This window comes from Ruegeria sp. HKCCD4884, from assembly GCF_013110855.1.
Classification (GTDB): Bacteria; Pseudomonadota; Alphaproteobacteria; order Rhodobacterales; family Rhodobacteraceae; genus Ruegeria.
The window spans coordinates 86,770-113,507 of sequence record NZ_WVRJ01000004.1 but is presented as its reverse complement, the minus strand read 5'-3'; the positions used below and the strand labels follow the sequence as shown (position 1 = coordinate 113,507).

Genomic DNA, 26,738 nt, shown 5'->3' with positions numbered 1-26,738 from the left:
TCTTCATCTGGCCAAAAATACCTCGGGGGATGAATTGGCCGCAGACCAAGAAGGGGGCTGGCCCCCTTTCGCCGGTTTACCGCCCACGCACCGTGTCGATCATCAGCTGCACGTTCTCAGGATCCGCATCCGGTGTGATGCCATGCCCCAGGTTGAAGATGTGTGGCCCTTTCGAGAACGCCTCGACAATGCGTCGCGTCTCGTCCACCAGCGCCTGCCCGCCCGTCACCATATGAGACGAGGCCAGATTGCCCTGCACACAGCCATCAGCTTGCACATGCTCGGCCGCCCATTCCGGCGACACCGAATTGTCCAGCGCAACACAGTCCACACCGGTTGCTTTGGCAAACCCGATATACCCATCGCCCGCCTCACGCGGGAATCCAATGACCGGAATGCCTGGATGGCGTTTCTTAATGGCCTGAGTAATCACCCGGCACGGTTCGACCGCGTATTTCTGGAACGCCTCGCCTTTCAATGACCCCGCCCAACTGTCAAAGATCTTGACCACCTCGGCCCCGGCTTCGATTTGCGCGGACAGGTACTCGATCGTTGCGGCGGTGATGCGATCCAACAAAGCCTCAAACAGCGCGGTGTTCCCTTCCCGCAACGCGTGCGCGGGACCCTGATCTGGCGTGCCGCGCCCCGCGATCATGTAGGTGGCCACCGTCCACGGCGCGCCAGCAAACCCGATCAAAGTGGTTTCCGACGGTAATTCCTGTGACAGAATGCGCACCGTTTCATAAACCGGTGACAGTGTTTCATGAATCGCGTCAACCGGCTTCAACACGTCAAACTCGGATTGCTGCGTGATCGTCGACAGGCGCGGGCCTTCACCGGTCACAAACCACAGATCCGCGCCCAGCGCCTGCGGTACCAACAGGATATCAGCAAACAGGATCGCGGCATCAAACCCATATCGCCGGATCGGTTGCAATGTGACTTCGGCGGCCAGCTCAGGGTTATAGCACAAGGACAGGAAATCACCGGCCTGCGCGCGGGTGGCGCGATATTCGGGCAAATACCGACCCGCCTGGCGCATCATCCAGATCGGCGGCACGTCCTGAACCTCACCCGCCAGAGCCCGCAGCAGTTTCTTTGTCTCGGCCATTTTTGCCCCCAGTCATCCGGTTTTCGCAACGGGTCGTCCTTCGGCGGCAATTTGTCAAGCGCAGCCCCCATTGTCAGGGCAATGTGACGCGACTAAAGCTGTGAGCATGACTGTGAATTTGCCCACACCCGCATCGCCCCTCAGAATCGGCACCCGTGGTTCTCCGCTTGCGCTGGCGCAGGCCCATGAAACACGCCAACGCCTGAGTGATGCCTTCGACCTGCCCGAAGACGCATTCGAGATCGTTGTGATCAAAACCACGGGTGACAATCGCGCCATGATCGATGCTGATCGACCGCTGAAAGAGATCGGCAACAAGGGCCTGTTCACCAAAGAAATCGAAGAAGCGATGCTGCGCACCGAAATCGACATCGCCGTGCATTCGACCAAAGACATGCCGGTCGCACAGCCCGACGGCCTTGTGCTGGATACATTCCTGCCGCGCGAGGACGTAAGGGATGCATTTATCTCACCGCGCCTGGGTTCCATCCACGAACTGCCCGAGGGCGCCGTTGTTGGCACCTCCTCGCTGCGTCGCCGTGCTCAATTGCTGAACCGACGTCCTGATCTGAAGGTGGTCGAATTTCGTGGAAACGTTCAGACGCGACTGAAAAAGCTGGAAGATGGCGTGGCAGATTGCACCTTCCTCGCGATGGCGGGAATTCGACGTCTGGGTATGGATGATGTCCCGGCAAGCGCCATTTCCCCTGACGATATGCTGCCCGCCATTGCGCAAGGCACCATCGGCATTGAACGGCGCGGCGACGACACGCGTGCGGCAGAAATGCTTGAAGCGATTCACCACGCGGAAACAGGCCAACGGCTGGCGGCCGAACGTACGTTGCTGGATGCTCTGGACGGGTCGTGTGAAACACCGATCGCGGGTCTGGCCGAGCTGGATGGCGGCACTCTCAGATTGCGTGGCGAGGTTCTGCGGCCAGACGGAACTGAAACCGCCAGCCGGGATATGACAGCCCCAATAGAAGACGGTCCGGAAATGGCCCGCGCGATGGCTGCAGAACTGCTTGCGCAAGCAGGCCCGGATTTATTCGATTGGAAAAAATCAAAATAAATTCGCCTAATGTGAACTGGGTCACTGTAGAAGGTGATTTCTTCAGGCATTAAGGTGACATACCAACCAGGAAGTCGGGTCAGTCTCGAAAGTATCGAAAAGTTTTCAGATTGCGGTGATTTAATCAGTATTCGAGGGGGCGAGGCTGACCCCCGACTTCCAAAGGTGACGGGTCGCAGTTTTAACCAACGGCGACCCGTTTTTCATGCAAGCAACACTCAGGAAATCGCAGCAACCGCGTGACGCACGGCCTCTCGGGTCTGGTTCAGATCGACGTCGGTCACCGCAAGAGACGGGTACAGCTTGCCCGGGGCTTTGAATATCCCATGCGACCTTAAAGCCGCATTATATGATGTGTTGCGCGCAGGGTCATCATGACTGGCGCTGCGGTAGTCCCTGCATTCGGCCTTGGTAAAATAGATGTCGAACAACGTGTCGTCACCGCAAATCCGATGCGGAATACCCGCTTCGTTCAGCGCCTCGGTCTGCATATCTTGCAGCTGTCGGCCGATGCTGCGCAGACGGTCATAAGCCCCGTCTCGACGCAGAATCTCCATTGTCTTCAAACCTGCAGCTGCAGCGATAGGATTGCCTGACAAAGTTCCCAATTGCATCAACCAGCCGTCTTCACCGACTTTCGATTTGTCAAAATGCTTCATAATCTCAGCGCTGGCGCCCAAAGCGGCCAGAGGAAACCCGCCACCCGTGATCTTTCCCAACGTGCAAATATCCGGGGTCACGCCATAGCGCTCCTGCGCCCCGCCATAGGCAAGGCGAAACCCGGTGACGATCTCATCAAAGATCAGCAAGACATCGTGTTTGTCACACAAATCCCTCAGCCCTTGCAGGTACCCGGGCAAGGGCGGAATGATCCGCTGCAACGGCTCGACCATGATCGCCGCCACATCGTCATGTTCATCCAACAAGGCCGCGACAGCCTCAAGATCATTGAACGGCGCGATCAGCATCTGTTCGGCGACGCTGTCTGGGATCCCGGCACTGTCGGGCACGGCCTGAGGGAAATTGACCCGACGGCTGGGCGCCAGACTCATCTGCGCTTCGGCGCTCATCCCGTGGTACCCGCCCTCGAACTTGAGGATCTTGTTGCGACCCGTATAGGCCCGTGCCAGCCGAATGGCATACATGTCAGCTTCGCCACCTGACGCAACAAACCGCACCTGTTCACAGCAGGGAACGGCCTCGATGATGGCTTCGGCCAGTTCGATACCCTTTCTGTTATTGGCAAAGAAGGTCATGCCTTGCGGAAGCTGTTCCAGCACGGCCTCCATCACCTCGGGGTGGCCATGCCCCAGCAGCATGGGGCCGGACCCGATCAGGTAGTCGACATATTCGTTTCCGTCTTCGTCCCAGACACGACTGCCTTCGCCCCGGGCGATGACGATGCCCGGGTCGAAATTGCCGAACCCGCCCGCTGGCAATACCGCCCTTGCACGGTCGATCCATTCGGATTGAGTGTTGATCTTCAACATGTCACGTGATCTCCGTCATCTCAGAACGTTGGTGCGAGTCCTATTTGTACACGGCTTCAGGATCTCCCAGCGTGTTTTCATCAGGGTGCACACCCAGCCCCGGAGTTTCAGTCAAGTGCAGGTGACCGTCAATATTGCGCGGCCCACGCCCACCCGCAATGTCGACGGTGATCATGTCCTGACAGGACCATACCGCATGGCAATTGTCATCCGTGATCGTGGCCGCCAAATGCAGTGCTTCGGTATCGGCCAGAACCGTGCCGCCGGTTGCCATTACAAACATATCGATGCCATGGGCCAGCGCGATATCCCGCATCCGGGCAGCCTTGGTCAATCCACCAACCCGGTTAAGTTTGATCCCAAAGATCTCGGCAATACCCTCGCGGGCAATCCGGGCGGCATCCTGCAAGGTCACGAGGCTTTCATCCACAGAGACAGGCGAGGCATGCAACCCCGAGATCGCAGCAATATCATCCAACGTCTCACCCGGCTGTTCGAACATAACGTTCAGGTCTTCGCAGGCGCTCATCACCCGCAGGGCCTGTTGCCGCGTCCAACCGCGATTCACGTCATACAGGACAATCTCACCCGGTCGCCGGATGCTCTCTACATCGCGAACACGTGCGATGTCGCGTTCCACGTTGCCGCCGATCTTTACCGAATGGGCGATGTAACCCCGGCTGCGATAACGTTCCATCACCTCTCGGGTTTCTTCGACAGTCTTTGCCCCTACCGACGAAGCAATCGGGCGCGGTGTGCGCGATCCGCCGCCCATCAGATCAGCAATGGGCAGTTCCGCCGCCTGACCGGCAATGTCCCAACAGGCCATATCGATCGGGCTTTTGGCGTAAAGATGCCCGGGCAAGGCCAGATCCATCGCCCGTTCCACATCCAAAACCTTGCGCGGATCGCGACCCAGAATGAACGGGGCCATCGTCTGGATACCGGCGCGAATGCCTGGTCCGTGGGCAGGAACATAGGTGTGCCCCCATGGGGTACCCTCACCCCAGCCTACCAGCCCGGCGTCGGTTTCGATTTTCACAATTGTCGCGTCGAGGGTTTCGAACTTCAACCGACCGCCAGACAGCCAATAGGGATGCTCTAACGGCAGGTCCACCTGATAAACGGTAATGGACTTGATCTTCATAGTGTGTACTCCGCTACAGGCGCGCCGAGGCTTTCAAAATCAGGGGCAACGCCCAGTCCGGGCGTGTCCGATGCAAAGAGCTTGCCATCCTTAGCCGTTGGTCCGCCGATGCCGGTTGATCTGGTGTTGTAGTTCATCAGATCCGTTGTGTTCTGCAGGTATTCAGGTGGTGTAGAGGCCGCAAAATGCGCTACCACTGACGTCGTGATCTCGCCGCCCCAGGTATCTTCGCTGACCACCGGGATACGGTTGTCGACCAGATAGTCCCGCACGCGCCGCGCTTTGCTGATGCCACCGAGGTTCGAAATCTTCAGACAGCAGATCTCGGCCCCACGATCCGCAACGATCCGCTGCGCCATGTGGATGCCTGTTACACATTCATCCAATTTCATCGGTTGTTCGGCCACGCGGCGCACCTGTCGGCATTCCTCGTAGGTACGACAGGGTTGTTCGAGGATGAAATCCAGATCGCGTGTCGCCCGCGCCACTCGGATCGCATTGTCAACGCGCCATCCCTGATTTGCATCGGCCATCGCCTTTTCACCCGATTGCAACAGAGGGACCGTAGTGCGGATCCGATCAATATCGGTGGCCCAGTCGCCTCCGACCTTGACCTGAAACTGGCGGTATCCCTGATCGCGATAGACATTCATTTCTGCCACGGTCTCATCCACCGCCTTTTGCGGCGCGACCCGGTACATCGGCGCACCGTTTGTCAGCTTGCCGCCCAGCAGCATCCAAACCGGCTGATCACACGCCTTACCCAGAATATCCCAGCACGCCGCATCGAATGGGGCTTTGGCATAGCCGTGGCCTTGCACAAGATGATCCATCAACTGCTCGATCCGCGCCACCTGTCGGGGATCCTCACCCAACAGCTTCGGCGCAATAAGCCGCGCCAATGCCGGGACGCCTTCGGAATGGGCGATCATGTAGTTTTCCCCGCAAGGAGAGAACTCGCCACACCCTTGCAAGCCCGCGTCAGTATCGATGACCACGACCGATGCAATGGCCGTTTCGATAGCGTTCCCTGCCCCCCAGACATAGGCGCCACCGACGTACGGCAACCCGGTCTGAAAAACCCGAATTCGAGTGATTTTCATTTGGCATCCATTCTTGGTAAGTCGCCCATCCCGTCACCACGCCACAGCACAAAGGTCAGGATCGGTTGATCGGTTGTGATCATGGCATGGCTTTGCCAACTGGAATGCAGCCGTGTCTGGTTGGGGCCAACAAAAGTCTTGTCCCCTTCGACCTTGAACAGGGCACCACCCGCCAGCGTCAAATAGATTTCTTCTGCCTGATGGCTGTGCCAGTCATAGTTCAGGCCAGCCCCCCAATACCCGATGTAGCCGCGCAATTGCGCCGAGTGGAAATGTCCGGTCGGACCAAACAGCTCATAATAGCCGTAACGGTTGAGAAAATCCGCCCCAACCTCTTCCTCGGTGTAGGTCTGTTTCCAATGGGCCAGATGGGTGGTTGCCTTGACGGCGTCGATGAGCGGTTGCGTCAGTTCACTCCCCCGCCGACCGAAACCCTGCACCAGATCTGCGGCTGGGATGTGAACTGGTTCTGTCACTGCGGCAGACAGATCAGATGGCCAAGCGCCAAAGGCGGACAGCTCAGGGTGTGCCTGATGTAGCTGCCGCGCCGCCTCCAAAACGTCTTCAAGCGTCATGGTATCACCACGATATTGCCGGTGTGCTCTTTGGCAATGAACGCGGCCTGCGCTTCACGCAATTCCTCCAAAGGATATGTGGCGGCCAAAGCAGGTTTGATTTCACCAGCCTCAATGTAGCCGACAAGGTTTCGCATCACCTGTGGGTCAATCACAGTCGAGCCCGTAAAGGTCAGATCCCGCAGATAGAAAGTGCGCAGATCAAACTCGACCATTGGTCCGGCGATCGCGCCAGAACAGGTATAGCGACCGCCGCGTTCCAGAATGTCGATCAGGTTCGGCCAGTACGACCCACCAACCACGTCCGCGACCACTGTAATCTTTTCGTCACCCAATGCATCACGCAGATCCTTTGGCCCGCGCGGTAAAATGACATCCGGGCCAAGCCTGGCAACATCTGCGTGTTTGGCCTCGGATGCCATCGCGATGACACGCGCGCCACGCCGTTTTGCCAACTGGACAAGGGCACCGCCAACGCCGCCCGATGCTCCGGGCACAAGAACCGTGTCCCGGTCCGTTACGTTGGCGCGGGTCAGCATGCCTTCGGCCGTGGAATAGGAACATGAGAAGGTGGCCAGTTCAGCGTCCGACAGATCTGACGTGATCGGCACGGCATTGACCGCAAGCGTCGTCGCGTATTCCGCGAACCCGCCATCTCGTTCTGACCCATAATAGCCGGTCTTATCCATATTTTCGGGATCGTTTGGATCGCGTAGCCAGCCATCGGTAATGACACGCTCACCTATGAGCCGGGGGTCGACACCTTCACCCACAGCCACGATGTGTCCACAAATGTCAGCCCCCTGAATCCGTGGGAAGGTGATCGGATTGCCGCCCCAGGTAGGGTCGTCTTCTCCAACCTCTTCAAACGCACCGCCGGTCGTTGCGTCGGTCACGGTCTTTGAATACCAGCCTGAGCGCGTGTTGACGTCGGTATTGTTCAGCCCACAGGCCGCGACCTTAATCAACACTTCCCCAATCTGTGGTTCGGGGCGCGGCCAGTTGCCATGTAGAACCATCTGTTCCAGGCCACCGTGGCCCATTGTCACCATAGCTTTCATTGTTTCAGGCAAGCTCATTGAGCGGTCTCCACTGTTGCGTCAGTGCGGGGCGTATGTGTCGGTGCAATACCCCCAATCAGAAACGTCCTGCCAGCGCGCGCAATGCGCTGTTCGTCGGCTGGCGCGGTGGTCTTTTCGCAAGCACAGTTGCACCTGTGCGCAATACGCTTCACGTCCATGGCAAATTAGTCATAGTCTGCGATCACCGCATGCAAGAGTGATGGCAATTCATTCGCGGACATGATCGTTCCTCATCGCGAGTCGCGTTTCTGCTCGACACGCTAATTTCACATTTGTACCATCGTCAACCATGAATGACACAAACGTATCCCAAGCTGTCCTGAACCGCCTGACTGACGAGTGGGACGCCCTTACACCCGAAGCGCAAAAAGCCGCACGGTATGTTTTGGAAAACCCAACGGATGTTGGGGTTTCGACCGTGCGTGAAATTGCCGAGGCTGCAAAGGTTAAGCCCAACACCTTTGTACGCATGGCACGGCAAGTTGGCTTTGACGGGTATGACGATTTCCGCGAACCGTTTCGCGACGCGATCCGCAAGGGTCAAATCTCGTTCCCGGACCGCGCCCGTTGGCTGCAAGACATCGGTAAGTCCGGAGAGCTGGGTACACTTTACGCCGACATGATCGGTGCAGCGATACGGAACATCGAAGAAACCTTTGCCGGTATTGACGCTGAGCGCTTGAAATCGGCTGCAGAAGACATCTGGAATTGTCGGCAGATTTTCACTTTGGGCGTGGGCGTCAACAACTCAAACGCGCGCAATTTCACCTACCTGGCCTCCACAGGAATGAAGCAGTTCCATGCCATTCCACGCCCCGGATCCACGCCGGTCGATGATCTGGCATGGGCTGACGAACAAGATGTGTTGATCGCAATCACATGTCACCCTTACCGCACCGAAGTGATCGAGGCGATCAAACTGGCACGCCAACAGGGCCTGACAGTTGTGGGGATATCGGACAGCCCGGCCAGCCCTGTCATCCTGAACGCCCATCACGGATTCGTTGTATCTGCAGATACGCCCCAATTTTTCCCATCGTCCGTTTCAACCATAGCATTGCTTGAAACCCTGCTGTCCTTTGTGATCGCCGTTTCCAGCGACGAGATCGTCGAACGGGTCGAGCGGTTCCACCGCCGCCGCCATCAACTTGGCATCTACGCGGCTGAACCCGAATGGCCCCGTTGAACCGGTTCAGTTGACACCGGTTGTGATCGGCAGATTTCACGAGACTCAGGTTACGCGCCCTTTGCTTTCGGCTCGAGTTTTGAAACGCCTCGGCGATGCGCAGATTGAAAAACAGTGTGCGAATTGCGTCGCAATTCACCATTCGCCACGTGAATCCAAGCAATTTCAATGATTTCCGGAAAATTCAATAAAACTGTCAAACCGTCGACAAATGGCCTTGTATTTCCAGTGTTTGCAAGGATATACCCGTCGGCGGAGACGTGGCCGAGTGGTCGAAGGCGCTCCCCTGCTAAGGGAGTAGGCGGGAAACCGTCTCGAGGGTTCGAATCCCTTCGTCTCCGCCATATATCATTGAATTTAAATGGTATTTTTGGGCACTAATTGCGGTACCCGCTAAAAAACCCGCCATCCCAAATGCGCTTGGTTGCCACCTAATGCAACGGGTGAATCAGCTATGCCCAACTGCAACCCACTGGCTGCTTCGTACTTCGTATCTAAATTGCGTATTCTAATGCGATTGCCGCACCTTTCATAAAACCATTGCCGCCCAATCCCAAAAGGAGTGTGTAGCCATCACTGCTTGAGTAAAGCGAACCTTATCGGAATCTACCTCAGGAAACGCGCTGTGGGATCAAGCGGACATAGGCCGATAGCAGCGTCTTCATTTTGTCCCACGGTACGACAGAGTTTTTCGGTGGGACTGTGGGAGGAAACTGGTGTTCTAACACGCAATAATGGAGCAAATCATGAACGCCAAAACGAAAAACCCCGCTGGTCTGACCTCGAAGAAACATGGCATGAAGTCCGGAAAGCTGTCGTTGAGTGTTCTGTTCAAACCGCACCTTCTTCACTTTTTGGGTTGTGCAAACGCTCCCAAGGGGTGTCTCATACAAATTGTAATGTGATCATTGGATCTTAGCCGTGTTCGACGCTTCGACATACCTCGCGATAACATCGATTGCAGTCATCGGCACTGTTCACGTCTTCTGCGTGTCTTTCTACCAGAGATTCCCCGGCCTAGCAGGCTGGCTTTCTGATTTTTCATCTGGGATCGGACTTGGCTATGCTTTCCTTTTCTTACTGCCAAAAATCGGTGAATTGTCGGCCGATTTGGCTGCAAATGGGAAATGGGAAAACTCGCTGTTCGGTTATTCGCTCCTAGGATTTCTCATTTACTACTTGCTGGAAGCCAGTCGCGACACGGGGGCCGATAACAGGTTGTCGCTTGGCTTGGACACAGTGGCACTTGGAACCTATAACTGCTTGCTCGCCATTACCGTCATGCAAACGACCGGAACATCACCTGAGCTGTACGCAGTTGGAACGTTGGCCTATTCACTGCATTTGTTTGGGGTGAATATCTTTCTCTATAAGACCCACCCCGGACACATGTCTGGATGGCTACGCGCATACTTTGTCGCGTCGCTTGCAGTCGGCATATTGATCGGTCTCAACGCAGACAAAAGTAGCATGATCTATTCGATTGCGACTGGGTTAACAGGGGGTGTGATAATAGCCCTGTCTCTTCGGGTCAAACTACCCAGCCTTTCGGCAGTGAATACAAAAGCTCTGTTGATTGGTGTGGTGTTTGCTGCGGTCGCAGTCGAGGTCACCCGGTACTAACCCGACGACACTGTTAAGTCTTTCCGTAGTATAAGCCGAGCCGTTTAGCTGTGCTTTAGAGACTAAGACGCCTTGAATTTCATTTGCTCAAAGTCTCTGAAATGCTTTTCATCGCAACCATAGAATCCAGGTACATAGGTGTATTTTGAACGTCCGGCTGGCTTGATAGCTTCACCATAACCACATTGGCTTTTTGGTTCACATACAACAGCTGCCCATAGACACCAATGCCATAAAACGCACCTTTTTCTCTGTCTTTCACCCAAACTTGATTACGGTAGTGGAAGCCTTCAAACACCTCTGAATATGCGCTTTTCTCATAAGCTGCGATAACGTCATCATTTGCTTGAATCGTGTCAGCTATCCAATCAGGAGGAATAACTTGAGTGTCGTTAACCTTTCCGTTGTCCAGCATCATTATGCCAAACCGCAATAGGTCACGAGAGCTGGTAAATAACCCACCACTCGTTTGCACAATCCTTTTGGGCCCTAGTTCGGTATATGCAGGATCCTGAGCACCGATGTCCTGCCACAACTCGGCCAGTACATCCAGATAGCTTTCTCCAGTTGCTGACTCGATAACCATACCCAGCAACGCAGATAGCACTGAACGGTAACTATAAACTTCACCGTCTTCTACCAAGGTCTCGCGATCACTAAGAGAGATCATGTACTCTTTAACGCCAGACTCCGTATCACAAATTTCAATTTTTTCAGAGAGGTCCTGACCAAACGCACAGAACAGATCACCGGCGTCTTCTAAGTAGCCGCTAGAAGCATCTTTCCAATCAACAGCAGCGGTCATATCAAGTAGGTGTCTAACCGTTGTATTTTTGAATGCTGGGCCTTCCAACTCTGGCAGGTATTCGGTGATCAGCTTTTTAGGATCTAATTCTCCCGCCTCAACCGCCAGCCCTGCTACCATACCCAACACAGTCTTGGTGATCGAGTGAATGCGGTGAGGCGTATCAGCTCTCATGCCATTGAAGTACTTTTCAGCGACCAATTTGCCATCGTGATAAATCAAAAAGCTATCGGTATGCGTTTGATGCAACCAATCGTTGATGTTCTGTTCTTCATTATTGCTAGCTGTGAAAACAAAAGTCTCAAGCTCAGTTGGGTATGCCGCTTTTTCCAAAGTACGCATCCAATCTGACGGTGGAACTCGTGCTAATTCGCCAAAAACATTTGTACCTTCAAATATCCAAGGGCTTCTATCTACAGACCCAACGGTTTCATCCCAGAAATAACCAGCCTCTGCGCTTGCTGGTTGTGTAGAAGCAGTAAATACCGCACCGGAGGCCAACAGAGCGATAGCAATAGCGGAAGTTACTAACAGCTTGTTTGCATTTCTTTTCAATTTTGAGGATCTCCGTCCGACTAGACAATCTCTAAGCAATCCAGCCACGCTTCAGCTCTGGTGTCTAGCCCCTTGTGTTTGGGCCAGAGGCTGTCAGACGACTGCGAATTAATCTCTGGTAGGACAGTTTATTAGTCGCAAGCGACGGATGGCAGATACTGTGCGTTAGTCGCCTTGAGCAGTACCCGCTTCGTACGCATCTCGGAGGATGTAAAGCTCGAAAGGAAGGTCCGCTTCGGTGTGAGACCAGTTACCAGAAAGCGATGAGCATAAGGCGGCTTTGTCCGCACTGGAGACCTTTCCCAGTGACGGCGGCGGTGACCGCTAAGCGGGACTAAGCGAACCTTCGGTCCGGTCCAAGAAACTTGAGGTTCCGGTCACCTAGCCGATATACACCTACTCGTCGCAAGTCGATCCAAGTTAACCCTCCTTCCCATCAGTTTTCTGTTTGTAAAACAGTGTTATTCAGCTTTGTTCGCTTCCGGCTTAATCCATCCCAATTGCACGAGGGTTGGCTTTCACCTCTGCCAACATCTTTAATACTTCGGCTTTCCAGCCCGCTTTGATCTTTAAAGCCAGTTGAGACGGTGGTCGGTGATCGGGCTCAAGGAGCGCATATTCATATCTGAGCGGCTTTTCGAAGGGCACGAACGCAACTTTCCCGTTGGACAGGTTTAGTTCTTGTTCGGTCGCTACGGTCAACGGATCCACGATTGAATAACACTGACCTGAGCTCACAAAGGGTATCAGCGGCAGAAAGTATTGACAGGTCACTGTTGGGTTGTAGTCAGCTGAAACATCCTGAAACTCTTGTCGAATTTTACGCTGGAACGGGTGCGTGGCATGCAATCCTCCCATAGGCGCTCCGTCGAGATCGGAAATGGATACGGTCCTGCGTGAAGCAAGCGGGCTGTCACGATCAACGGCACAAAAACAATCTGCCCGGATCAGCTCTGTTGAATACTGAGGCTCTTTCCCGGTTGAATGATCGAAGTCTGCAAAGCCGAAATCAATATTCTGCGTTCCCGCAAGCTCTATAATCTGAGGCGAACTGCGTGTAGACAATGTGATACGTATCTCTGGGTTTTCGCCGACAGATTGGCTGATGAAACGCGGGAACAAGAAAGCGGATGGGCCCGGCATTGTAGCGATATTCAGACTGCCGGAATGCCCTTTAATCAACCCTTCCATTGTACTGGAAATCGTCGCTAGGCGGTCCAGAATACCAGTTGTTTCGGCCAAAAGGTAATGCGCTTCGGGAACCGGGACCAATCGCCGTCCCTTACGCTCGAACAGTGTCAGGCCAAGGGTCTTTTCAAGGTTCTTCAAGGCCAGACTGATCGCAGGCTGGGTGCGGTTCAGTTTCTTGGCTGTTTGAGAGATAGAGCCGGTCTCCATCACCTCGCGAAAAACGGTCAACTGCATAAGGTTCATGGTCGATGTATAAGCCAAACCTTAGTTTTATGAAATATAACAAATTTGTATTTATGAAAATTGCTACTACGCTTGCAGGATCGAAATTCGGCCAAACCGAATCCGACGATCCAACAAGGGAGATGATGATGAAATTTGTGAAATGTTTGACGGGACTGGCTCTGGCAGGCGCGCTTGCCGCCCCTGCATTGGCGCAAGACCCAACTTTTTTCCGCATCGGTACGGGCGGCGCAGGCGGAACTTACTTCCCCATCGGCGGCACCATCGCAAATGGAATCTCCGCCCCGCCGGGTTCGCGCCCCTGCGAAGAAGGCGGCCAGTGCGGCGTACCGGGCCTGATTGCTATCGCTCAATCCACCACCGCTTCGGTGTTCAACAACGCCGCCGTTCAGAACGGAGAGCTTGAGGCCGGCCTGGCCGCAGCTGACGTCACCCGCTCGATGTATCTGGGTGAGGGCAAGTTCGAGGGCAAACCTCACCCCAATCTCCGCATCGTGGCCAACCTGTTCCCCGAAGACCTCCACTTGGTTCTGCCTGCCGGTGAGACAATCAACGATCTGAGCGATCTTGAAGGCAAGCGCGTCGGCATCGCGCAAGCCGGTTCCGGTACACAGGTTGCCGTGCTGCAGATGCTGGATGCTTGGGGCGTCAACCGTGACAACATGGATGAGGCCGAGCTGAACAACAGCCAAAGCGCCGAGCGTCTGGCTGACGGTCAATTGGATGCCTATTTCTACGCTGCAGGCTGGCCTGTTGCGGCAATGGTGCAGCTATCGTCAACTAAGGGCATGAATCTGCATTCCTTCAGCGACGAAGACATGGCGAAGATCAACGAGATCATCCCGGCATACATCCCCTCGGCCATCCCAGGTGGCGTTTATGAAGGTATCGACGGTGAAACCAAGACCCCGGCGGTCAGTGCAATGCTGGTTGTGTCTTCGGAATTGTCTGACGAACTGGTCTACGGCCTGACCAAGGCGCTGTGGAACGACAATACCCGCAAGCTGCTGGACAATGGTCACGCCAAAGGCAAGCAGATCACTCCCGACACGGCGCTGGATGGTGTCGAGGCGCTGGGTGTACCTCTGCATCCTGGGGCCGAGAAATTCTATAAAGAAGCCGGTCTGCTTCAGTAATTTTAGCTTACTGACACTTGTCGTCGGTGCCCCTGCTCGGGGCACCGCACTCTGGAATTATGCGAAATCGGGGGGCCATCATGTCCGAGACCCAGAAACTTGATGACCACGAACTGACGGCCGAGGAACTGTCCGCCATCGAAGAACAGTTCGACGAAGGCGCCGCCGTACGGCAAGTCACGCCCACCGCAGGCAAGGTACTGCGCGTTGTTGCCCTGATCCTTGCGTTCTACGAATTCTTCACAGCCGGTTTCGGCCTGCCAGCCGACCATTGGCACATGGGTATCTATCTGGCGCTACTGTTCATTCTGGTCTACGCGACAATTCCGATAATTGGCTCCAAAAACCTCTATGCGCTCAAGGTCAGCCGGTTCCGTATCGGCAACATCCCTCTGTACGACTTGGTCTTCATGGCGCTGGGGATCATTGCAGCGCTGTATGTTGGGGTCGCCTGGCGCGGCATTCCGTTTCTGGGGATCGAGGAACAGACATTCCGAATGGGCAACCCGAACACCTTTGACGTGGTTTTGGGCGTAGTCATCATCCTATTGGTTCTGGACATCGCCCGCCGCACGCTAGGTTGGGTGCTGCCACTGATTATTTGTGTGTTTATCTCATACGCTCTGTTGGGTCCGTACTTTCCCGGCTTGCTGCAGCATCCAGGTGTGAACTTCAAAACCTTCGTGTCGTCGATGTATTTCCCGCAGGAAGGCATCTATGGCGTCACTCTCTGGGTCGTCTCGACCATCGTGTTCCATTTCGTCCTGTTCGGCGTGATCGCGCAGCGCACCGGATTGGGACAACTCTTCATCGACAACGCAACCATTTTGGCGGGCCGCTATACCGGCGGGCCGGCAAAAGTGTCGGTGGTATCCTCGGCGTTCTTCGGCACGATCTCGGGCTCTTCGGTGGCCAACACCGTTTCGACCGGCGCGCTGACCATTCCCAACATGAAGCGCCTAGGGTACCCCGGCCATTTTGCGGGCGGCGTCGAAGCCGCATCGTCAGCCGGAGGGCAAATCACGCCGCCGATCATGGGGGCAGCGGCCTTCATCATGGCCGAGTTCCTTGAGGTGCCCTACACCACCATCGTCATCGCCGCGATCTTCCCCGCGATCCTTCACTATGTCGGCGTCTTTGCCGTGGTGCACCTGATGGCACGCAAACTGAACCTGCAGGGCTTGGCGAAAGAGCAACTGCCGCAGCTCAAGGCCGTCTGGGCTGAAGGTTGGGCCAACATTGTACCTCTGATCGGTCTGCTGGTCGTGCTGTTCACAGGATATACGCCGTTCATGTCCGCCTTCTGCGGCATTTCTCTGGCGGTGATCGCTGGCATGTCGCGCATCAAACAACCGCCCACGCTGATCTATGCCGCGGCGTTTCTGGCCTTCGTGCTATGGAAATTCTCGGATGGCGGGTTCGATCTGAAGATGACAGCGATCCTGTGTGCCTTGTCGGTGATCGCCACGCTGAACCCGCAAAAACGCATTGAAGTACCCGAGATGCTGCAAGCGGTTGAGTTGGGCGTGAAATACTCGCTGGCCGTAGGAGCGGCAGCCGCTGCGGTCGGTATCGTGGTCGGCGTGATCAACACAACTGGGATCGGTTTCCGCATCGGATTCATGGTGACACAAGGCGCGGGCAATCTGGCGGCGGACCTGTATAACATGATCTCGTTCGGCAGCTGGCAGTTGTTTGCGATGGAAGACCTGCAACTGTTCATCTCGCTGGTCTTCATTGCCATCGTCTGCATCCTGATGGGTGCAGGCATCCCGACCACCGCACTATATATCATGCTGGTCTCGGTCGCGCAGCCCGCGCTGGCGCAGCTGGGTGTCCCGCCGATCGCGAGCCACTTGTTCGTGCTCTACTATGGAGTGGTGTCCGAGATCACGCCTCCGGTCTGTACCTCGGCCTATGCGGCGGCAGCCATTGCGAACTCCAACCCGTTCCGAACAGGGTTGTCCGCCTTCACGCTGGGATTGGGCAAGGTGATTGCGCCAATGGCCTTTGTCTATGCGCCCGTCCTGCTTTTCGTGTCCTCAACCGGGTTCAACCTGTGGGAGTTCACCTATACCGCCACCAGCTGTATCGCCGGGGTCATTGCCCTATCTGCGGCCGTGGTCGGATACTGGCTGAAGCCGCTGAACATCGCGTCGCGTATCCTAATGGCCATTGCGGGGGTGATCTTTGTCGCGCCCAGCCTGACGGCTGACCTGATCGCGCTAGCGGTGGCCTCACCGGTCATTGTCATCCAACTGATCGCGCGCAACCGCAGCCCTTCCACGGCCTGATGCGATGAAAGAGCAAGTGACCATCATCGGCGCAGGAATCGTCGGCATCTGTTGCGCGCTGTCGCTGCAGGACCGCGGCATACCGGTCCGTCTAATCGACCGGAGTGATCCGGGGCAGGAAACCTCGTTCGGTAATGCGGGGGTGGTGTCGCCCTGGTCGATCATTCCGCAGGCAGTTCCGGGCATTTGGAAAAAGCTGCCGCAAATGCTGTTGGACCCGAAAAGCGCGCTTTCAGTCCGGGCGTCGTTCTGGCCGAAGATGATCCCGTGGGGGCTACGGTTTTTGGGTAAGTCCGGCGAAAAGTCGGTTCGCGAAGCCTCGGATGCGATGGAGCTTTTATGCCGCCCGTCCATTGATCTGTATCGTCGGCACCTGCAGGGCACCGGGCATGATGCGTTGATCGCGGACAGTTACTATATCCACGCGTTCCGCAATCCTGAACAGGCCAACCTGAATGATCTTGGCTATCTGATCCGCCAGGAAAAAGGCGGTGAATTGGAGCGTGTCGATGGCGTCGAATTGCGGCGCCTGGAACCGGCGCTGTCAAAGGACCTCAAGGCTGCGATTGTGATCAAAGGTCAGGCTCGCGCAACGTCTCCCGGGCGTTTGGGCGCTGTATTGGCCGAAAAAGCACGTGCGCAAGGGGCTGAGTTTGTGCGGTCCGAAGTCATCAAGCTGAGCCACAGCGAAGACGGCATTTGGCAGCTTGCCACGTCACATGACACGCTGCACGCGCGCAATATTGTCCTAGCGGCCGGAGTGTGGTCTGCCGACTTGCTCAAACCCCTTGGCATACCAGTACCGTTGGTGGCCGAGCGGGGTTACCACGTTGAATTTCCGGCTCCTTCTGCTGTGCTGAACAACTCTGTCATGGATGTGGACGCAAAGGTCGTCGCAAGTTCAATGCAGGGCGGTCTGAGGGTTGCTGGCACAGCCGAGTTTGGCAGTGTCGATGCGCCAGCCGATCCGCGAAAGGAAAAGATACTCACCGATCAGGCAAAGTCTTTGGTACCGGACCTCAATACTGGCGAGGCAAAGTTCTGGATGGGTCGGCGCCCCTCTTTTCCCGATAGTCTGCCAGCGATTGGGCCGCTGAACGGAAAGCACGGGCTTTTTACCGCGTTCGGCCATTCTCATTACGGGTTGATGATGGCGCCAAAAACCGGAGAGCTTGTGGCGGATCTGGTTTCGGGATGCAGCCCGAATATTAACCTGGACTCATTCTCGCTGGCCCGTTTCTAAATCCCCTATTCGAAAGGACCTGAGCACCATGCCAATTTATGAAGGCGGCCAAAACATCTGCGGGGCTTCGATCGGGGTTCTGTGCCTTGAAAGCTATTTCCCCAAACCGCCTGGGCACATCAAGAATCCGTCTAGCCTCCCGTTTCCTGTTCTTTACGAAATGATCGACGGCATCACCGTCCCGACCCTGCTAAACAACCCGACGCCCGAGTTGCTGGCGCCTTTTATTAAGGGCGCGCAACGGCTTGAGGCCGAGGGCGTTCGGGCAATTACTGGAAGCTGCGGATTTCTGGCTTTGTTTCAAAAGGAATTGGCTGCGGCTGTTTCCGTACCTGTCTTTGCATCCAGCTTGATACAGGTTCCTCTGGCCTTTCAAATGACCGGGGCGAATGCCCCGGTGGGCGTGTTGACCGCAGATGCAACTGCTCTGACGCCGAAGCATTTCGAAGGTGTCGGTGCAGCAGGCATTCCCGTCTCGGTGCAAGGTTTGCAGGACACCAGCGAATTCGCCGAGGTGATCCTGCAAAACACGCGCACCCGCATGGACACCGATCTAGTTGAAGCTGAAGTCCTTGAGGCGGCGCGGCGACTTAAACTTCAGGCGCCGGACATACGGTCGCTGGTGTTGGAATGCACCGATTTGCCGCCTTATGCGGCGCGCCTTCAGGACGAGTTGCAACTTCCGGTCTTCGATTTGACGACACTGGCGCAGATGGCGCATACCGTGGCGACACGCAAATCCTATGTTGGCATCATGCCTTGGACCTAGAGGAACAGCAGTTTAGCGCGGGGCTCGGAGGGTTTAAGTGTCCGTTGACCTAACCATCCTGATGGTTGCCATAGGCCTGGGAGCAATGCTGCAAGTCGGCGTTGGTATCGGTTTCAGCATCCTTGCTGGACCGCCAATGATGATCCTGCTTGGTACGTCGACAGCCGTTCCAGTACTACTGCTACTGAACACCGTCGTTTCCGCGGTTGCGATAGACCGCGAGGTGCTGAAGACCGACCGTCAGACCATTCGCACGGCCATCATCGGATGCCTCGTCGGAGTGGTCGCGGGCCTTGTTGTACACCCTTGGCTGAGCGAGGCGTTTGTCCTTGCTCTCACGGCCAGCCTGTTGCTGATCGGGCTTTTGACGACCTTGCTACCCTTACGTCGCTCAATTGGAACAGTTGGGTTTTCGACCGTTTCCGGCTTGTCCGGGCTGGCGACTGTTTGGGCAGCGACACCCGGCCCTTTAATGGCTTTCGGATTGATTGCGAAAGGCTACCCAGCCAAAGAGGTTGCCAGGTTGGTTCAACCCATTGCGCTGCTGGCGTACGGAGTCGCCTTCCTGTTGCACAGCTTGTCCGAGACGCAAGCCTTTGCCTATGGCCCGCAGCTATGGGGCTTTGTCGTACTCACGCTGATCGGCAGCCTTTTGGGTCGTGCGGTTGGGTCCCATTTACCGCAGACCTTGGTCACAACGGCTATCCGCGTGGTTTCTCTGATAGCTTGCAGCGTTCTCTTTCATCGCGCATTTACGATTGTGTGAACTCAAAGGGCAGACGATGACACAAGACAACAAACTGGACAGATTTCCTCGTGCCCACTTCATGTCAAGTCCAACTCCTTTGGAGCGGTTGGACAAATTGTCTTCGGAATTGGGCATCGACCTTTGGCTGAAACGCGATGACCTGACCGGGCTTGGGTTTGGTGGAAACAAAACGCGGCAGCTCGAGTTCTATTTTGGTGATGCTCTTCAGGAAGGTGCGGATACCATTTTGATCACTGGCGCAGTTCAGTCCAACTTTGTTCGTTCTTCTGCAGCCGCCGCAGCAAAACTGGGCATGCAATCCGTCCTGCAACTGGAAGAGCGTGTCCCAGATATGGGCAAAGAGTACTACACCTCCGGAAATGTGCTGCTAGCAAAAATTCTGGGCGCCGAACATATGAGCTATCCCGAGGGTGAGGACGAATCCGGTGCCGACGCCGCATTGCACGCGCGTGCCGACGAACTGAAGGCTGAGGGTCGCAAACCTTATGTCATTCACCTGGGATTGGACCATCCGCCGTTGGGTGCCTTGGGTTATGTCGTCGCCGGAAATGAACTGTGCCAGCAGATGTCGGATTTCGATGCGGTCGTCGTTCCCTCGGGCAGCGGCGCAACACATGGAGGCTTGTTGACAGGACTGACGTTGGCGGGAAATACCTCTTCTGTGTTTGGCGTCTGCGTGCGCCGGGATCGCGACAAACAAAAGGCTCGAATGGATACTGTGCTGCATAAGCTGGCGGATTTACTGGACATAGACGCAGCACCTTTGCTGGATAGGATCAACGTTTCAGATTGCGCGCTTTCCCCAGGTTACGGCAAGCTAAGTGGAATGACACGATCGGCCTTGGAAAAGATGGCGCGCAGCGAAGGAATTTTCCTTGACCCCGTCTATACTGCGAAAACCTTCGCAGGGTTGTTGCACTTGGTGCGTGAAGGAGTAATTCAACCCGGCCAAAAAGTTGTCATGCTGCATACGGGCGGGTTGCCTGCACTCTTCGGATACGAAAACGAATTGGTAAGCGGCCTATCCTGAACCCACCTATCACCACCCCAAAATTCCCCTACTGGAAAGACACAAAACATGACTATCACCCGGATCGAAACCGGCCAGCGCATGAGCCGTATCGTCAAGCACAACGGCGTCGCATACCTATGCGGTCAAACCTCAGACGCACCTACAGTTGCCGAACAAACACGCGACATCCTAACGAAGGTTGAAGACCTGTTGACCAAAGCTGGCAGCGACAAAACCCGTATTCTGAAATGCGAAATCTGGCTAGCTGACATGAAGGACTTTTCCGAAATGAATGACGTCTGGGACGCCTGGGTGCCTGAAGGCCACGCTCCAGCCCGTGCCTGCGGAGAGTCCAAGCTTGCCCGAAGTGTTTTGAAAGTTGAAATGATTGTAACGGCAGCCTGTGACTGAATCCCTACCGGGAGTTTTTGCAAGATCGACGGAGTGGTGTTCGAAGTATAGCAGGCATAAGTTCTCAGTTAATGCGCCATTTCTTGCGAAAAAGAGCTACCGGTTCTTAAGCTGCAGTCCCATTTGCACTTCCAACGGGCGACAACTCTCGTTGCGCGTTGAAAAAAGAACGGCCGATAATCCTACGTACCTGATCTGCAATCGTGGTCATCAGCCGCAGCCCAAGCGCTATGCCGCTTCCGCAGGCAGCTAAGCCTTGAGCAGCCAATTTCGAAGCACAAACGCTTAGCAGTGAATGCCCACTCTGAAAATCAGGAGTGGATTTTACCACAGATGCAACTAATATCCACTATACGCCCTAAACGAAAATTGCTGCACTCATCACCTAAGTCTCCTTTGGGCTCGAAGCAGACGTACGGCAGGATTCAATGAATGCCTGCAACGTGGACGAAGCTGACATTCCGGGCCACCGCATGCATTCGCCAGTCCCTTGCAAAAGACTGCCTGAGCGAACCAATTAATCGTTCGCCGTGCAGCAGAAAGCCGTGACAGAACTCGCTTTTTGACGCGCGGTCTGTACGTGAGTAGTAGAAACGGCTCCCAACGTTTATCGGGAGCCGTGTTTTTGAATAGGAGTGTCCTTGGGAAGTCAGGCGTGTCCGCCACCGATCAAGCCGATACCCGAAGTCAGACCAAACCAAGCTTTAACCCGCAATCCGACTGCCTTGATTATTCCCATAGCCTGGATCCCGTGGGCGACAAGAGTTCCTTCCATTTCACCTTCAAAATTGGTGGTGTAGGACTGGACGATGCAACCGCTACCCGGCACCAATAGTTCGCGGTGTTCTGGGTGCACCAGATCGAGATGCACAACGATCTGACCCCTTTTTGCCTTTTCACTGGGCTCTATCAGGCGACCGCTAGGCGAAAGCTGACCGGAAGAAATCTGCTCCTGAATTCGGACGATCCTTGCCGGAAGAACAGTATTCCGCATCGAAATGTTGAAGTTGCTTTCGCACGCCACCTCTGCGGCCATTCCCTCGTACAGTTCGGTGCGAGAAACCTGTGAGAAGAAGAGTTTGGTAGAGGCTGTTGATCGTTCCACCGAAGATCCGTTTCTGCCATACTGGCTTTATCCCCTTTCGATTGCACACATGATGGCAGGTGATCAGTAACTCGCGCTTGGAGCAATTTCGGACGCGACTGAAATGCGTCCCTACTGTCGACACTTCTGGTTGGTGAAGGCGTGGATACTCAGAAAGTCGCGAATGCAATCCAAAGCGGAAACTGCTGCAGAACGCGCGGAAACGCTGTCAGAAAAAGCGGATATCCTGGCACAAAACCTTCATCTGCCTGACCCCATCAGAGAGGATATAGGGTTGCCAGGTGATCCGATCCAAGCATAGAGGCCTAGATGGGTTACGAGAGCGTGGGCTGATAGCCGAACGGCAGACATCTGCCTCGTTCTGTCCTTTCGATATTCTACCCCAATCCAACCTAAAGCGTGTTACCTACATTCACCGCGGGAGATGAGTTGCGTCATTTCTCAGGGCCGCTTTGGGCTCGTTCCTGACCTCGGATGCGAAACGGTATTTGCCAAATTTGGAAGGCTTGGACTGGTATCGACCCATAACGGACCTTCACTCTATAGTCTCCATGCTGCGGCGCGGCCCGTCGAATCTGCCGTTCGCTGCGAGCGCAAAATCTTAGGTTGCCTGAACTTGCGAATTGCGTACAAAGTCGCCTTCAAAGGCAATCATCAAACGTGTGCAGCCAATCAGCCAGTCGTGTAAATCTAGAACGCGGTGGCAAAAGCCGGAATTGTAGAGTGACCTGAAGAAAACTGAAACAGACGCCATTCATTGAATAGTCAGTTCGTTTTGAAAGCGTTTTCTTGATTAGTGTCGCGTATCTCAGCATGATCCAAAGATGTCGGCTGAAATAGACAAATGGTTAAACGATCTCGAACTGAGTCAGTACGCAGATGTTTTTGCGGAAAACGATATCGATGCGCGTGTTCTGCCACTACTATCTGGCGACGACTTAAAAGATCTCGGAGTAAGCCTTGGTCATCGCAAAATCATTCTTGCCGCAATTCACGAGCTAGTCGACCAACAGAACGCAACCTCCCCGTCACAAGCAGCTCGTGAAAAAACGCCCGAAGGCGAACAAGCGCCCACCTCAGACAATTCACAAAGTGACGATCTGCGCAAACAAAAGCATGTTGAACCACCTACTGCAGAGAGACGTCACGTAACTGTTTTGTTTGCCGATCTTGTAGGTTCGACTGAACTCACCAATCGCTTTGATCCCGAAGACATGCGGGACTTGCTACAGAACTATCAAGATGCTGTTGCAGGAGCCGTAAGCCGATATGGTGGCTACGTTGCAAAGTACTTGGGCGATGGTCTTCTAGTGTTTTTCGGATGGCCGCGGGCTTACGAAGATCACGCGATTCGGGCGGTAAAAGCCAGTCTTGAGTCTGTTCAACGTGTCAAAGAACTCAAAACGCCTGACGGAGAGCCTTTGTCAGTTAGACTGGGAGTTGCGAGCGGTGATGTTGTGGTCGGCGATACCGTTGGTGAAAACACATATGAGGAAGGAGCCATGACTGGTCCGGTCGTCAACCTTGCGGCTCGGATTCAAGAGCATGCAGAGCCAAACTCAGTCGTTTTGTCAGTTGAGGAAACCGAGACAGCTTTACATCGGATATTCGAGTTTAAATCTCTTGGACAGGCACAGCTCAAGGGGTTTGCTGAACCACGTAATCTGCAGAAAGTGATGTCAGAACGCAGTGCGGAAAGCCGGTTTCGGGCCTCACATCGAGACGATGTCGACAGCGTCATGGTTGGGCGGGACTACGAAAAGGGAATTTTACTGCAATCATGGCAACGTGCTCAGAATGGTCACGGAGAGGTTGTTCTGCTGTCCGGTGAAGCCGGGATTGGAAAATCGCGACTTACAGAGGAATTTCTTGCTGACATCGCCGTAAACGACCAAGCCGATGTCATAAGACTGAACTGTTCCCCTTACCTCAGCAGTAGCCCATTTCATCCGGTTGCCCAACGAATTTCCCAAGACGCCGGGGTCGAACCGGACTTCGACGACAATCTGATCCTCGAACATGTCAGGAAGATGCTTGAAGCGCGGCCCGGGCTGGACTGGAAACAAGCTCTGCCTGTCTTTGCAGCGTTGGTCGCACCCCGAAGCGCGCTCGCCCGAACGGTGCTCGAGATGTCACCGCAGGAGCAACGCGACATAACAATCCAAACTTTGATCCATACCGTGCAAGTGCGATCAAACGTACGCCCGGTTATTCTGTGCGTCGAAGATGCTCATTGGATCGATCCTTCCACCCAAGCCTTGTTGGAGCGGTTTAAGTCGATATGCACCGATCTTCCTCTGATGATCCTGATAACCCACAGGCCCGGGTGGGAATTGGCCCGAGACGATGGGGACACGCACGTTCAGTCTCTGGTATTGCGTCGGTTCGATTCTGCGCATGTTTCACACCTTGTCGAAAACATAACCGGGAAAAAACCAGACGATGCTCTGATTGCTACAATCATTGAAAAGACCGACGGCGTACCTTTGTTCGTGGAAGAATTAACCCGAGCGATTGTCGAGGCGGGAGAGCACGGGCAAATCCACATACCCTCGTCTTTGAAAGGCGCGTTGATGGCGCGTCTCGATGCGGTTTCGCCCAAGGCAAAACAGGTCGCGCTCACGGGTTCTGTTATTGGCCGAGAGTTTGAGCCGAGCATATTGGATGCAGCGATGCGTCTTGCTGATTCTGATATCAACAAATGCCTCGAAGAGCTTTCTCGAACCGGCATAATCTTCGAAAGCGGACACAATCGTGGGCATTTTGTATTCCGGCACGCCCTGATCCGCGATACCGCCTATCAGTCCATGCTGAGCTCGACTAGGAAAAGGCAACACGCAGACGTGGCGCGTGCGTTGATACGGACACGGTCCGCTGAGATCGAGCGTCGTCCCGAACTGATCGCTCGCCACCTTTCAGAAGCTGAGGATTGGAGGGCAGCGTTTGAAAAGTGGCAGATTGCGACAGAAATGGCCTTGGCGCGATCTGCCAGCCAGGAGGCGATGGCCAACGCTAAGGAAACTCTACGAGCTGCTGAAAACCTGGGCTCAGACTCCGATTCAGAATTGATCAAAAGCAAGATCCTGGTTGGCCGCAGCCATGACAGCCTAGGCCAATTGCCTGAAGGGATAGCGGTTCTGAAGGGCGCTTCAAAAGCGGCCCGGGCAGTGCACAATGTGGAGTTAGCCGCCGATGCAGCCAACCACTTCGCTGACTCATGTATGATGTCTAGCGAGAGGCACGGTGAAGCAATCGATCTCTGTAATAATGCGCTGAAGGATTTGCCTGATGATGATGAAGTCCGCCGGTGTAGATTGATGAGCCAACTTGCGCGCGCCCACATGTTCGTCGGTCAGTTCTCCGAAGGTGCGCGTTTCGGCCAGCAGTCCATGGAACTGGCCGCAAAACTGGGTGATTATAAATCCCAGTTCTCGGTAATGATGATGCATTTCGGGGCCCCATTCGTTGCGCGGAAGGGAAGAGAAGCCCACCATTGGCGCGAAAATCTGGAGGCTATGCACGGTGTGGCCGAGCATCTTGGTAGCATCGATCAAGGGCGGGATCGCACTCTGAGCTTGTTTGTAGGCGCCGAGATGGCCGACCGAGAGTTGATGGACCATTCTTTGGGTTTGCTTACAGAGATTTCGGAAAAGGACAATCATCTGCAGCTCTATTGGGTTCAGAAACACGCACGCGCGATGGTTGCAATTATGGACGGCGATTTTGAGCAAGCTGAAAAACACGCCACCGAAGCGGTAAAAATTGGCCGAAAGACCCATGGGGAACATGTTGAGGGCGTCTTTGGAGTTCAGATGTTCACCATTCGCCGCGAGCAAAACCGACTGCACGAGGTTGCGCCTGTGATTAAGCAACTGATGACAGACAGCCCCGAAGACATTTCATGGAAGCCCGGTTTTGGTCTTATCGCTGCTGAGCTTGGATACAAAGAACCCGCCGAACGAATACTGAATGAAATGGCTGCCAATGGCTTCGATCTTCCACCAGACGCCATGTATTCAACGACTTTGTCCTATCTGGCCGACATATGTGTCGCCATTCAGCATCAAGAACACGCCAAGACGCTCTATAGAATGCTTGCTCCTTACGAAGAACTGACGATCACCGCTGGGGCCACGACAGTATGCACTGGCGCAGCTGCGCGACGCCTCGGAAGTCTGGGTACCGTCCTGAAGGACTGGGATGCCGCTGAGAAGATGTTCCAGAAGGCAATAGAAATTGACACGCGCATGAAATGCCCACCTTGGGTCGCGCACAGCAAGGCGGCATATGCTACTGCACTAAGACAACGCGGCCGCCCGGCTGATGTGGAACAGGCGTTTCAACTGGAAGGGGAAGCGTTGGCAATTTCACAGAAATTGAGTATGGTTTCCCTAAGGTCAAAGCTCGAAGGAGTAGCGAGTTAAGGTAAAAAATCTGGTCTGGGGGACTTCATGCCAAGGTACATAATTGAAAGAAATTTTGCCGAGCAACTAAACGTTACAGACGATGACAAAATTCACATCAAAGAGATCAATGACGAAGTCGGCGTCGAGTGGATTTTCTCGTTTCTCAGTGCAGACAAGCGCAAAACGTACTGCTTGTACGAAGCCCCGGATGAGGAAAGCCTGAGAAAGGCGGCCGAACGCCTGAATATTCCCGCCGACGTGATAACACCTGTGGATCGCATCGACCCGGGAATTTTTGCCTGACCTGCAACATTATTTTCCCAATTCAGTGAAACGCCTTCGCGGGACCACGCGACGGAAAAAAATCGACTGAGGCAGCGCTGCAAGAAGCCCGACCTGACAATAGGGAG

Annotated in this window: 21 protein-coding genes and 1 tRNA gene; 13 read left to right on the top strand and 9 right to left on the bottom strand. The window is 54.8% G+C overall.

Annotated elements, in window-relative coordinates; genetic code table 11:
• Positions 1-76: 76 nt before the first annotated feature.
• Complete coding sequence (gene hemE, locus GS636_RS07565) at positions 77-1,111, bottom strand: uroporphyrinogen decarboxylase (RefSeq protein ID WP_171669033.1); 1,035 nt, start codon at positions 1,109-1,111, stop codon at positions 77-79.
• Positions 1,112-1,217: 106 nt separating this feature from the next.
• On the opposite strand from hemE, the gene hemC reads away from it, so the two are divergent.
• Positions 1,218-2,183, top strand: a complete 966-nt coding sequence (gene hemC, locus GS636_RS07560; RefSeq protein WP_171669032.1) for a hydroxymethylbilane synthase — start codon at positions 1,218-1,220, stop codon at positions 2,181-2,183.
• Between the two features lie 218 nt (positions 2,184-2,401).
• Here hemC and GS636_RS07555 read toward each other — a convergent pair whose 3' ends face one another.
• The 5 genes from GS636_RS07555 to GS636_RS07535 are packed head-to-tail and all read right to left on the bottom strand — an operon-like array spanning position 2,402 to position 7,577.
• Positions 2,402-3,673, bottom strand: coding sequence for an aspartate aminotransferase family protein (locus GS636_RS07555; protein WP_171669031.1), 1,272 nt, complete (start codon positions 3,671-3,673; stop codon positions 2,402-2,404).
• A gap of 40 nt (positions 3,674-3,713) precedes the next feature.
• Positions 3,714-4,820 (bottom strand): mandelate racemase/muconate lactonizing enzyme family protein, encoded by a 1,107-nt coding sequence (locus GS636_RS07550; RefSeq protein ID WP_171669030.1) that lies wholly within the window; start codon positions 4,818-4,820, stop codon positions 3,714-3,716.
• The gene (locus GS636_RS07545; protein WP_171669029.1) at positions 4,817-5,923 is read right to left on the bottom strand and encodes a mandelate racemase/muconate lactonizing enzyme family protein; all 1,107 of its coding nucleotides are present in this window, start codon (positions 5,921-5,923) and stop codon (positions 4,817-4,819) included. Before GS636_RS07545 ends, GS636_RS07550 begins: the two co-directional genes overlap by 4 nt.
• Complete coding sequence (locus tag GS636_RS07540) at positions 5,920-6,498, bottom strand: dimethylsulfonioproprionate lyase family protein (protein WP_171669028.1); 579 nt, start codon at positions 6,496-6,498, stop codon at positions 5,920-5,922. The genes GS636_RS07545 and GS636_RS07540 overlap by 4 nt, the downstream gene beginning before the upstream one ends.
• Positions 6,495-7,577 (bottom strand): alcohol dehydrogenase family protein, encoded by a 1,083-nt coding sequence (locus tag GS636_RS07535; protein ID WP_253762690.1) that lies wholly within the window; start codon positions 7,575-7,577, stop codon positions 6,495-6,497. Before GS636_RS07535 ends, GS636_RS07540 begins: the two co-directional genes overlap by 4 nt.
• A gap of 292 nt (positions 7,578-7,869) precedes the next feature.
• Between GS636_RS07535 and GS636_RS07530 the strand changes: the two genes are divergently transcribed.
• The 3 genes from GS636_RS07530 to GS636_RS07520 all read left to right on the top strand — a co-directional run bounded on the left by GS636_RS07530 (position 7,870) and on the right by GS636_RS07520 (position 10,389).
• Positions 7,870-8,766, top strand: coding sequence for a MurR/RpiR family transcriptional regulator (locus GS636_RS07530; RefSeq protein ID WP_171183787.1), 897 nt, complete (start codon positions 7,870-7,872; stop codon positions 8,764-8,766).
• Between the two features lie 254 nt (positions 8,767-9,020).
• A tRNA-Ser gene (locus GS636_RS07525) sits at positions 9,021-9,110 on the top strand.
• A gap of 577 nt (positions 9,111-9,687) precedes the next feature.
• A complete protein-coding gene (locus GS636_RS07520; RefSeq protein ID WP_171669027.1) occupies positions 9,688-10,389 on the top strand; it encodes a hypothetical protein in 702 nt (233 codons plus the stop codon).
• Between the two features lie 79 nt (positions 10,390-10,468).
• Here the strand turns inward: GS636_RS07520 and GS636_RS07515 are convergent, their stop codons facing one another.
• Both GS636_RS07515 and GS636_RS07510 read right to left on the bottom strand, forming a co-directional pair.
• Positions 10,469-11,749, bottom strand: coding sequence for a serine hydrolase (locus tag GS636_RS07515; protein ID WP_171669026.1), 1,281 nt, complete (start codon positions 11,747-11,749; stop codon positions 10,469-10,471).
• Between the two features lie 486 nt (positions 11,750-12,235).
• Positions 12,236-13,174, bottom strand: coding sequence for a LysR family transcriptional regulator (locus GS636_RS07510; RefSeq protein ID WP_253758642.1), 939 nt, complete (start codon positions 13,172-13,174; stop codon positions 12,236-12,238).
• Positions 13,175-13,311: 137 nt separating this feature from the next.
• On the opposite strand from GS636_RS07510, the gene GS636_RS07505 reads away from it, so the two are divergent.
• The 7 genes from GS636_RS07505 to GS636_RS07475 all read left to right on the top strand — a co-directional run bounded on the left by GS636_RS07505 (position 13,312) and on the right by GS636_RS07475 (position 20,817).
• On the top strand, positions 13,312-14,319 hold the full coding sequence (locus tag GS636_RS07505) for a TAXI family TRAP transporter solute-binding subunit (RefSeq protein WP_170377124.1): 1,008 nt from the start codon (positions 13,312-13,314) through the stop codon (positions 14,317-14,319).
• Positions 14,320-14,399: 80 nt separating this feature from the next.
• The gene (locus GS636_RS07500) at positions 14,400-16,613 is read left to right on the top strand and encodes a TRAP transporter fused permease subunit (RefSeq protein ID WP_171669025.1); all 2,214 of its coding nucleotides are present in this window, start codon (positions 14,400-14,402) and stop codon (positions 16,611-16,613) included.
• Between the two features lie 4 nt (positions 16,614-16,617).
• Positions 16,618-17,856 carry an FAD-binding oxidoreductase gene (locus tag GS636_RS07495; protein ID WP_171669024.1) on the top strand — a complete coding sequence of 413 codons (1,239 nt, stop codon included), beginning with the start codon at positions 16,618-16,620 and terminating at the stop codon, positions 17,854-17,856.
• Positions 17,857-17,884: 28 nt separating this feature from the next.
• Entirely contained in the window at positions 17,885-18,625 is a 741-nt protein-coding gene (locus GS636_RS07490; RefSeq protein ID WP_171669023.1) for an aspartate/glutamate racemase family protein, read from the top strand.
• A 37-nt stretch (positions 18,626-18,662) separates the two neighbouring features.
• Positions 18,663-19,391, top strand: coding sequence for a TSUP family transporter (locus GS636_RS07485; protein ID WP_171669022.1), 729 nt, complete (start codon positions 18,663-18,665; stop codon positions 19,389-19,391).
• A gap of 16 nt (positions 19,392-19,407) precedes the next feature.
• Entirely contained in the window at positions 19,408-20,424 is a 1,017-nt protein-coding gene (locus GS636_RS07480) for a D-cysteine desulfhydrase family protein (protein WP_171669021.1), read from the top strand.
• Positions 20,425-20,472: 48 nt separating this feature from the next.
• A complete protein-coding gene (locus tag GS636_RS07475) occupies positions 20,473-20,817 on the top strand; it encodes a RidA family protein (protein WP_171183770.1) in 345 nt (114 codons plus the stop codon).
• 649 nt (positions 20,818-21,466) lie between these two features.
• On the opposite strand, the gene GS636_RS07470 is transcribed toward GS636_RS07475, so the two are convergent.
• Complete coding sequence (locus tag GS636_RS07470; protein ID WP_216602855.1) at positions 21,467-21,922, bottom strand: hypothetical protein; 456 nt, start codon at positions 21,920-21,922, stop codon at positions 21,467-21,469.
• An 824-nt stretch (positions 21,923-22,746) separates the two neighbouring features.
• Between GS636_RS07470 and GS636_RS07465 the strand changes: the two genes are divergently transcribed.
• Together GS636_RS07465 and GS636_RS07460 are read left to right on the top strand one after the other, a co-directional pair.
• Positions 22,747-26,346, top strand: coding sequence for an adenylate/guanylate cyclase domain-containing protein (locus GS636_RS07465; protein WP_171669020.1), 3,600 nt, complete (start codon positions 22,747-22,749; stop codon positions 26,344-26,346).
• A 27-nt stretch (positions 26,347-26,373) separates the two neighbouring features.
• Positions 26,374-26,631, top strand: coding sequence for a DUF4242 domain-containing protein (locus tag GS636_RS07460; protein ID WP_171092613.1), 258 nt, complete (start codon positions 26,374-26,376; stop codon positions 26,629-26,631).
• Positions 26,632-26,738 lie beyond the last annotated feature (107 nt).

Excerpts from the sequence above, each read along its gene's own strand:
- hemE (WP_171669033.1), bottom strand. The coding sequence starts at position 1,111 with ATGGCCGAGACAAAGAAACTGCTGCGGGCTCTGGCGGGTGAGGTTCAG.
- hemC (WP_171669032.1), top strand. The coding sequence starts at position 1,218 with ATGACTGTGAATTTGCCCACACCCGCATCGCCCCTCAGAATCGGCACC.
- GS636_RS07555 (WP_171669031.1), bottom strand. The coding sequence starts at position 3,673 with ATGTTGAAGATCAACACTCAATCCGAATGGATCGACCGTGCAAGGGCG.
- GS636_RS07550 (WP_171669030.1), bottom strand. The coding sequence starts at position 4,820 with ATGAAGATCAAGTCCATTACCGTTTATCAGGTGGACCTGCCGTTAGAG.
- GS636_RS07545 (WP_171669029.1), bottom strand. The coding sequence starts at position 5,923 with ATGAAAATCACTCGAATTCGGGTTTTTCAGACCGGGTTGCCGTACGTC.
- GS636_RS07540 (WP_171669028.1), bottom strand. The coding sequence starts at position 6,498 with ATGACGCTTGAAGACGTTTTGGAGGCGGCGCGGCAGCTACATCAGGCA.
- GS636_RS07535 (WP_253762690.1), bottom strand. The coding sequence starts at position 7,577 with ATGAGCTTGCCTGAAACAATGAAAGCTATGGTGACAATGGGCCACGGT.
- GS636_RS07530 (WP_171183787.1), top strand. The coding sequence starts at position 7,870 with ATGAATGACACAAACGTATCCCAAGCTGTCCTGAACCGCCTGACTGAC.
- GS636_RS07510 (WP_253758642.1), bottom strand. The coding sequence starts at position 13,174 with ATGCAGTTGACCGTTTTTCGCGAGGTGATGGAGACCGGCTCTATCTCT.
- GS636_RS07505 (WP_170377124.1), top strand. The coding sequence starts at position 13,312 with ATGAAATTTGTGAAATGTTTGACGGGACTGGCTCTGGCAGGCGCGCTT.
- GS636_RS07500 (WP_171669025.1), top strand. The coding sequence starts at position 14,400 with ATGTCCGAGACCCAGAAACTTGATGACCACGAACTGACGGCCGAGGAA.
- GS636_RS07495 (WP_171669024.1), top strand. The coding sequence starts at position 16,618 with ATGAAAGAGCAAGTGACCATCATCGGCGCAGGAATCGTCGGCATCTGT.
- GS636_RS07490 (WP_171669023.1), top strand. The coding sequence starts at position 17,885 with ATGCCAATTTATGAAGGCGGCCAAAACATCTGCGGGGCTTCGATCGGG.
- GS636_RS07480 (WP_171669021.1), top strand. The coding sequence starts at position 19,408 with ATGACACAAGACAACAAACTGGACAGATTTCCTCGTGCCCACTTCATG.
- GS636_RS07475 (WP_171183770.1), top strand. The coding sequence starts at position 20,473 with ATGACTATCACCCGGATCGAAACCGGCCAGCGCATGAGCCGTATCGTC.
- GS636_RS07465 (WP_171669020.1), top strand. The coding sequence starts at position 22,747 with ATGTCGGCTGAAATAGACAAATGGTTAAACGATCTCGAACTGAGTCAG.
- GS636_RS07460 (WP_171092613.1), top strand. The coding sequence starts at position 26,374 with ATGCCAAGGTACATAATTGAAAGAAATTTTGCCGAGCAACTAAACGTT.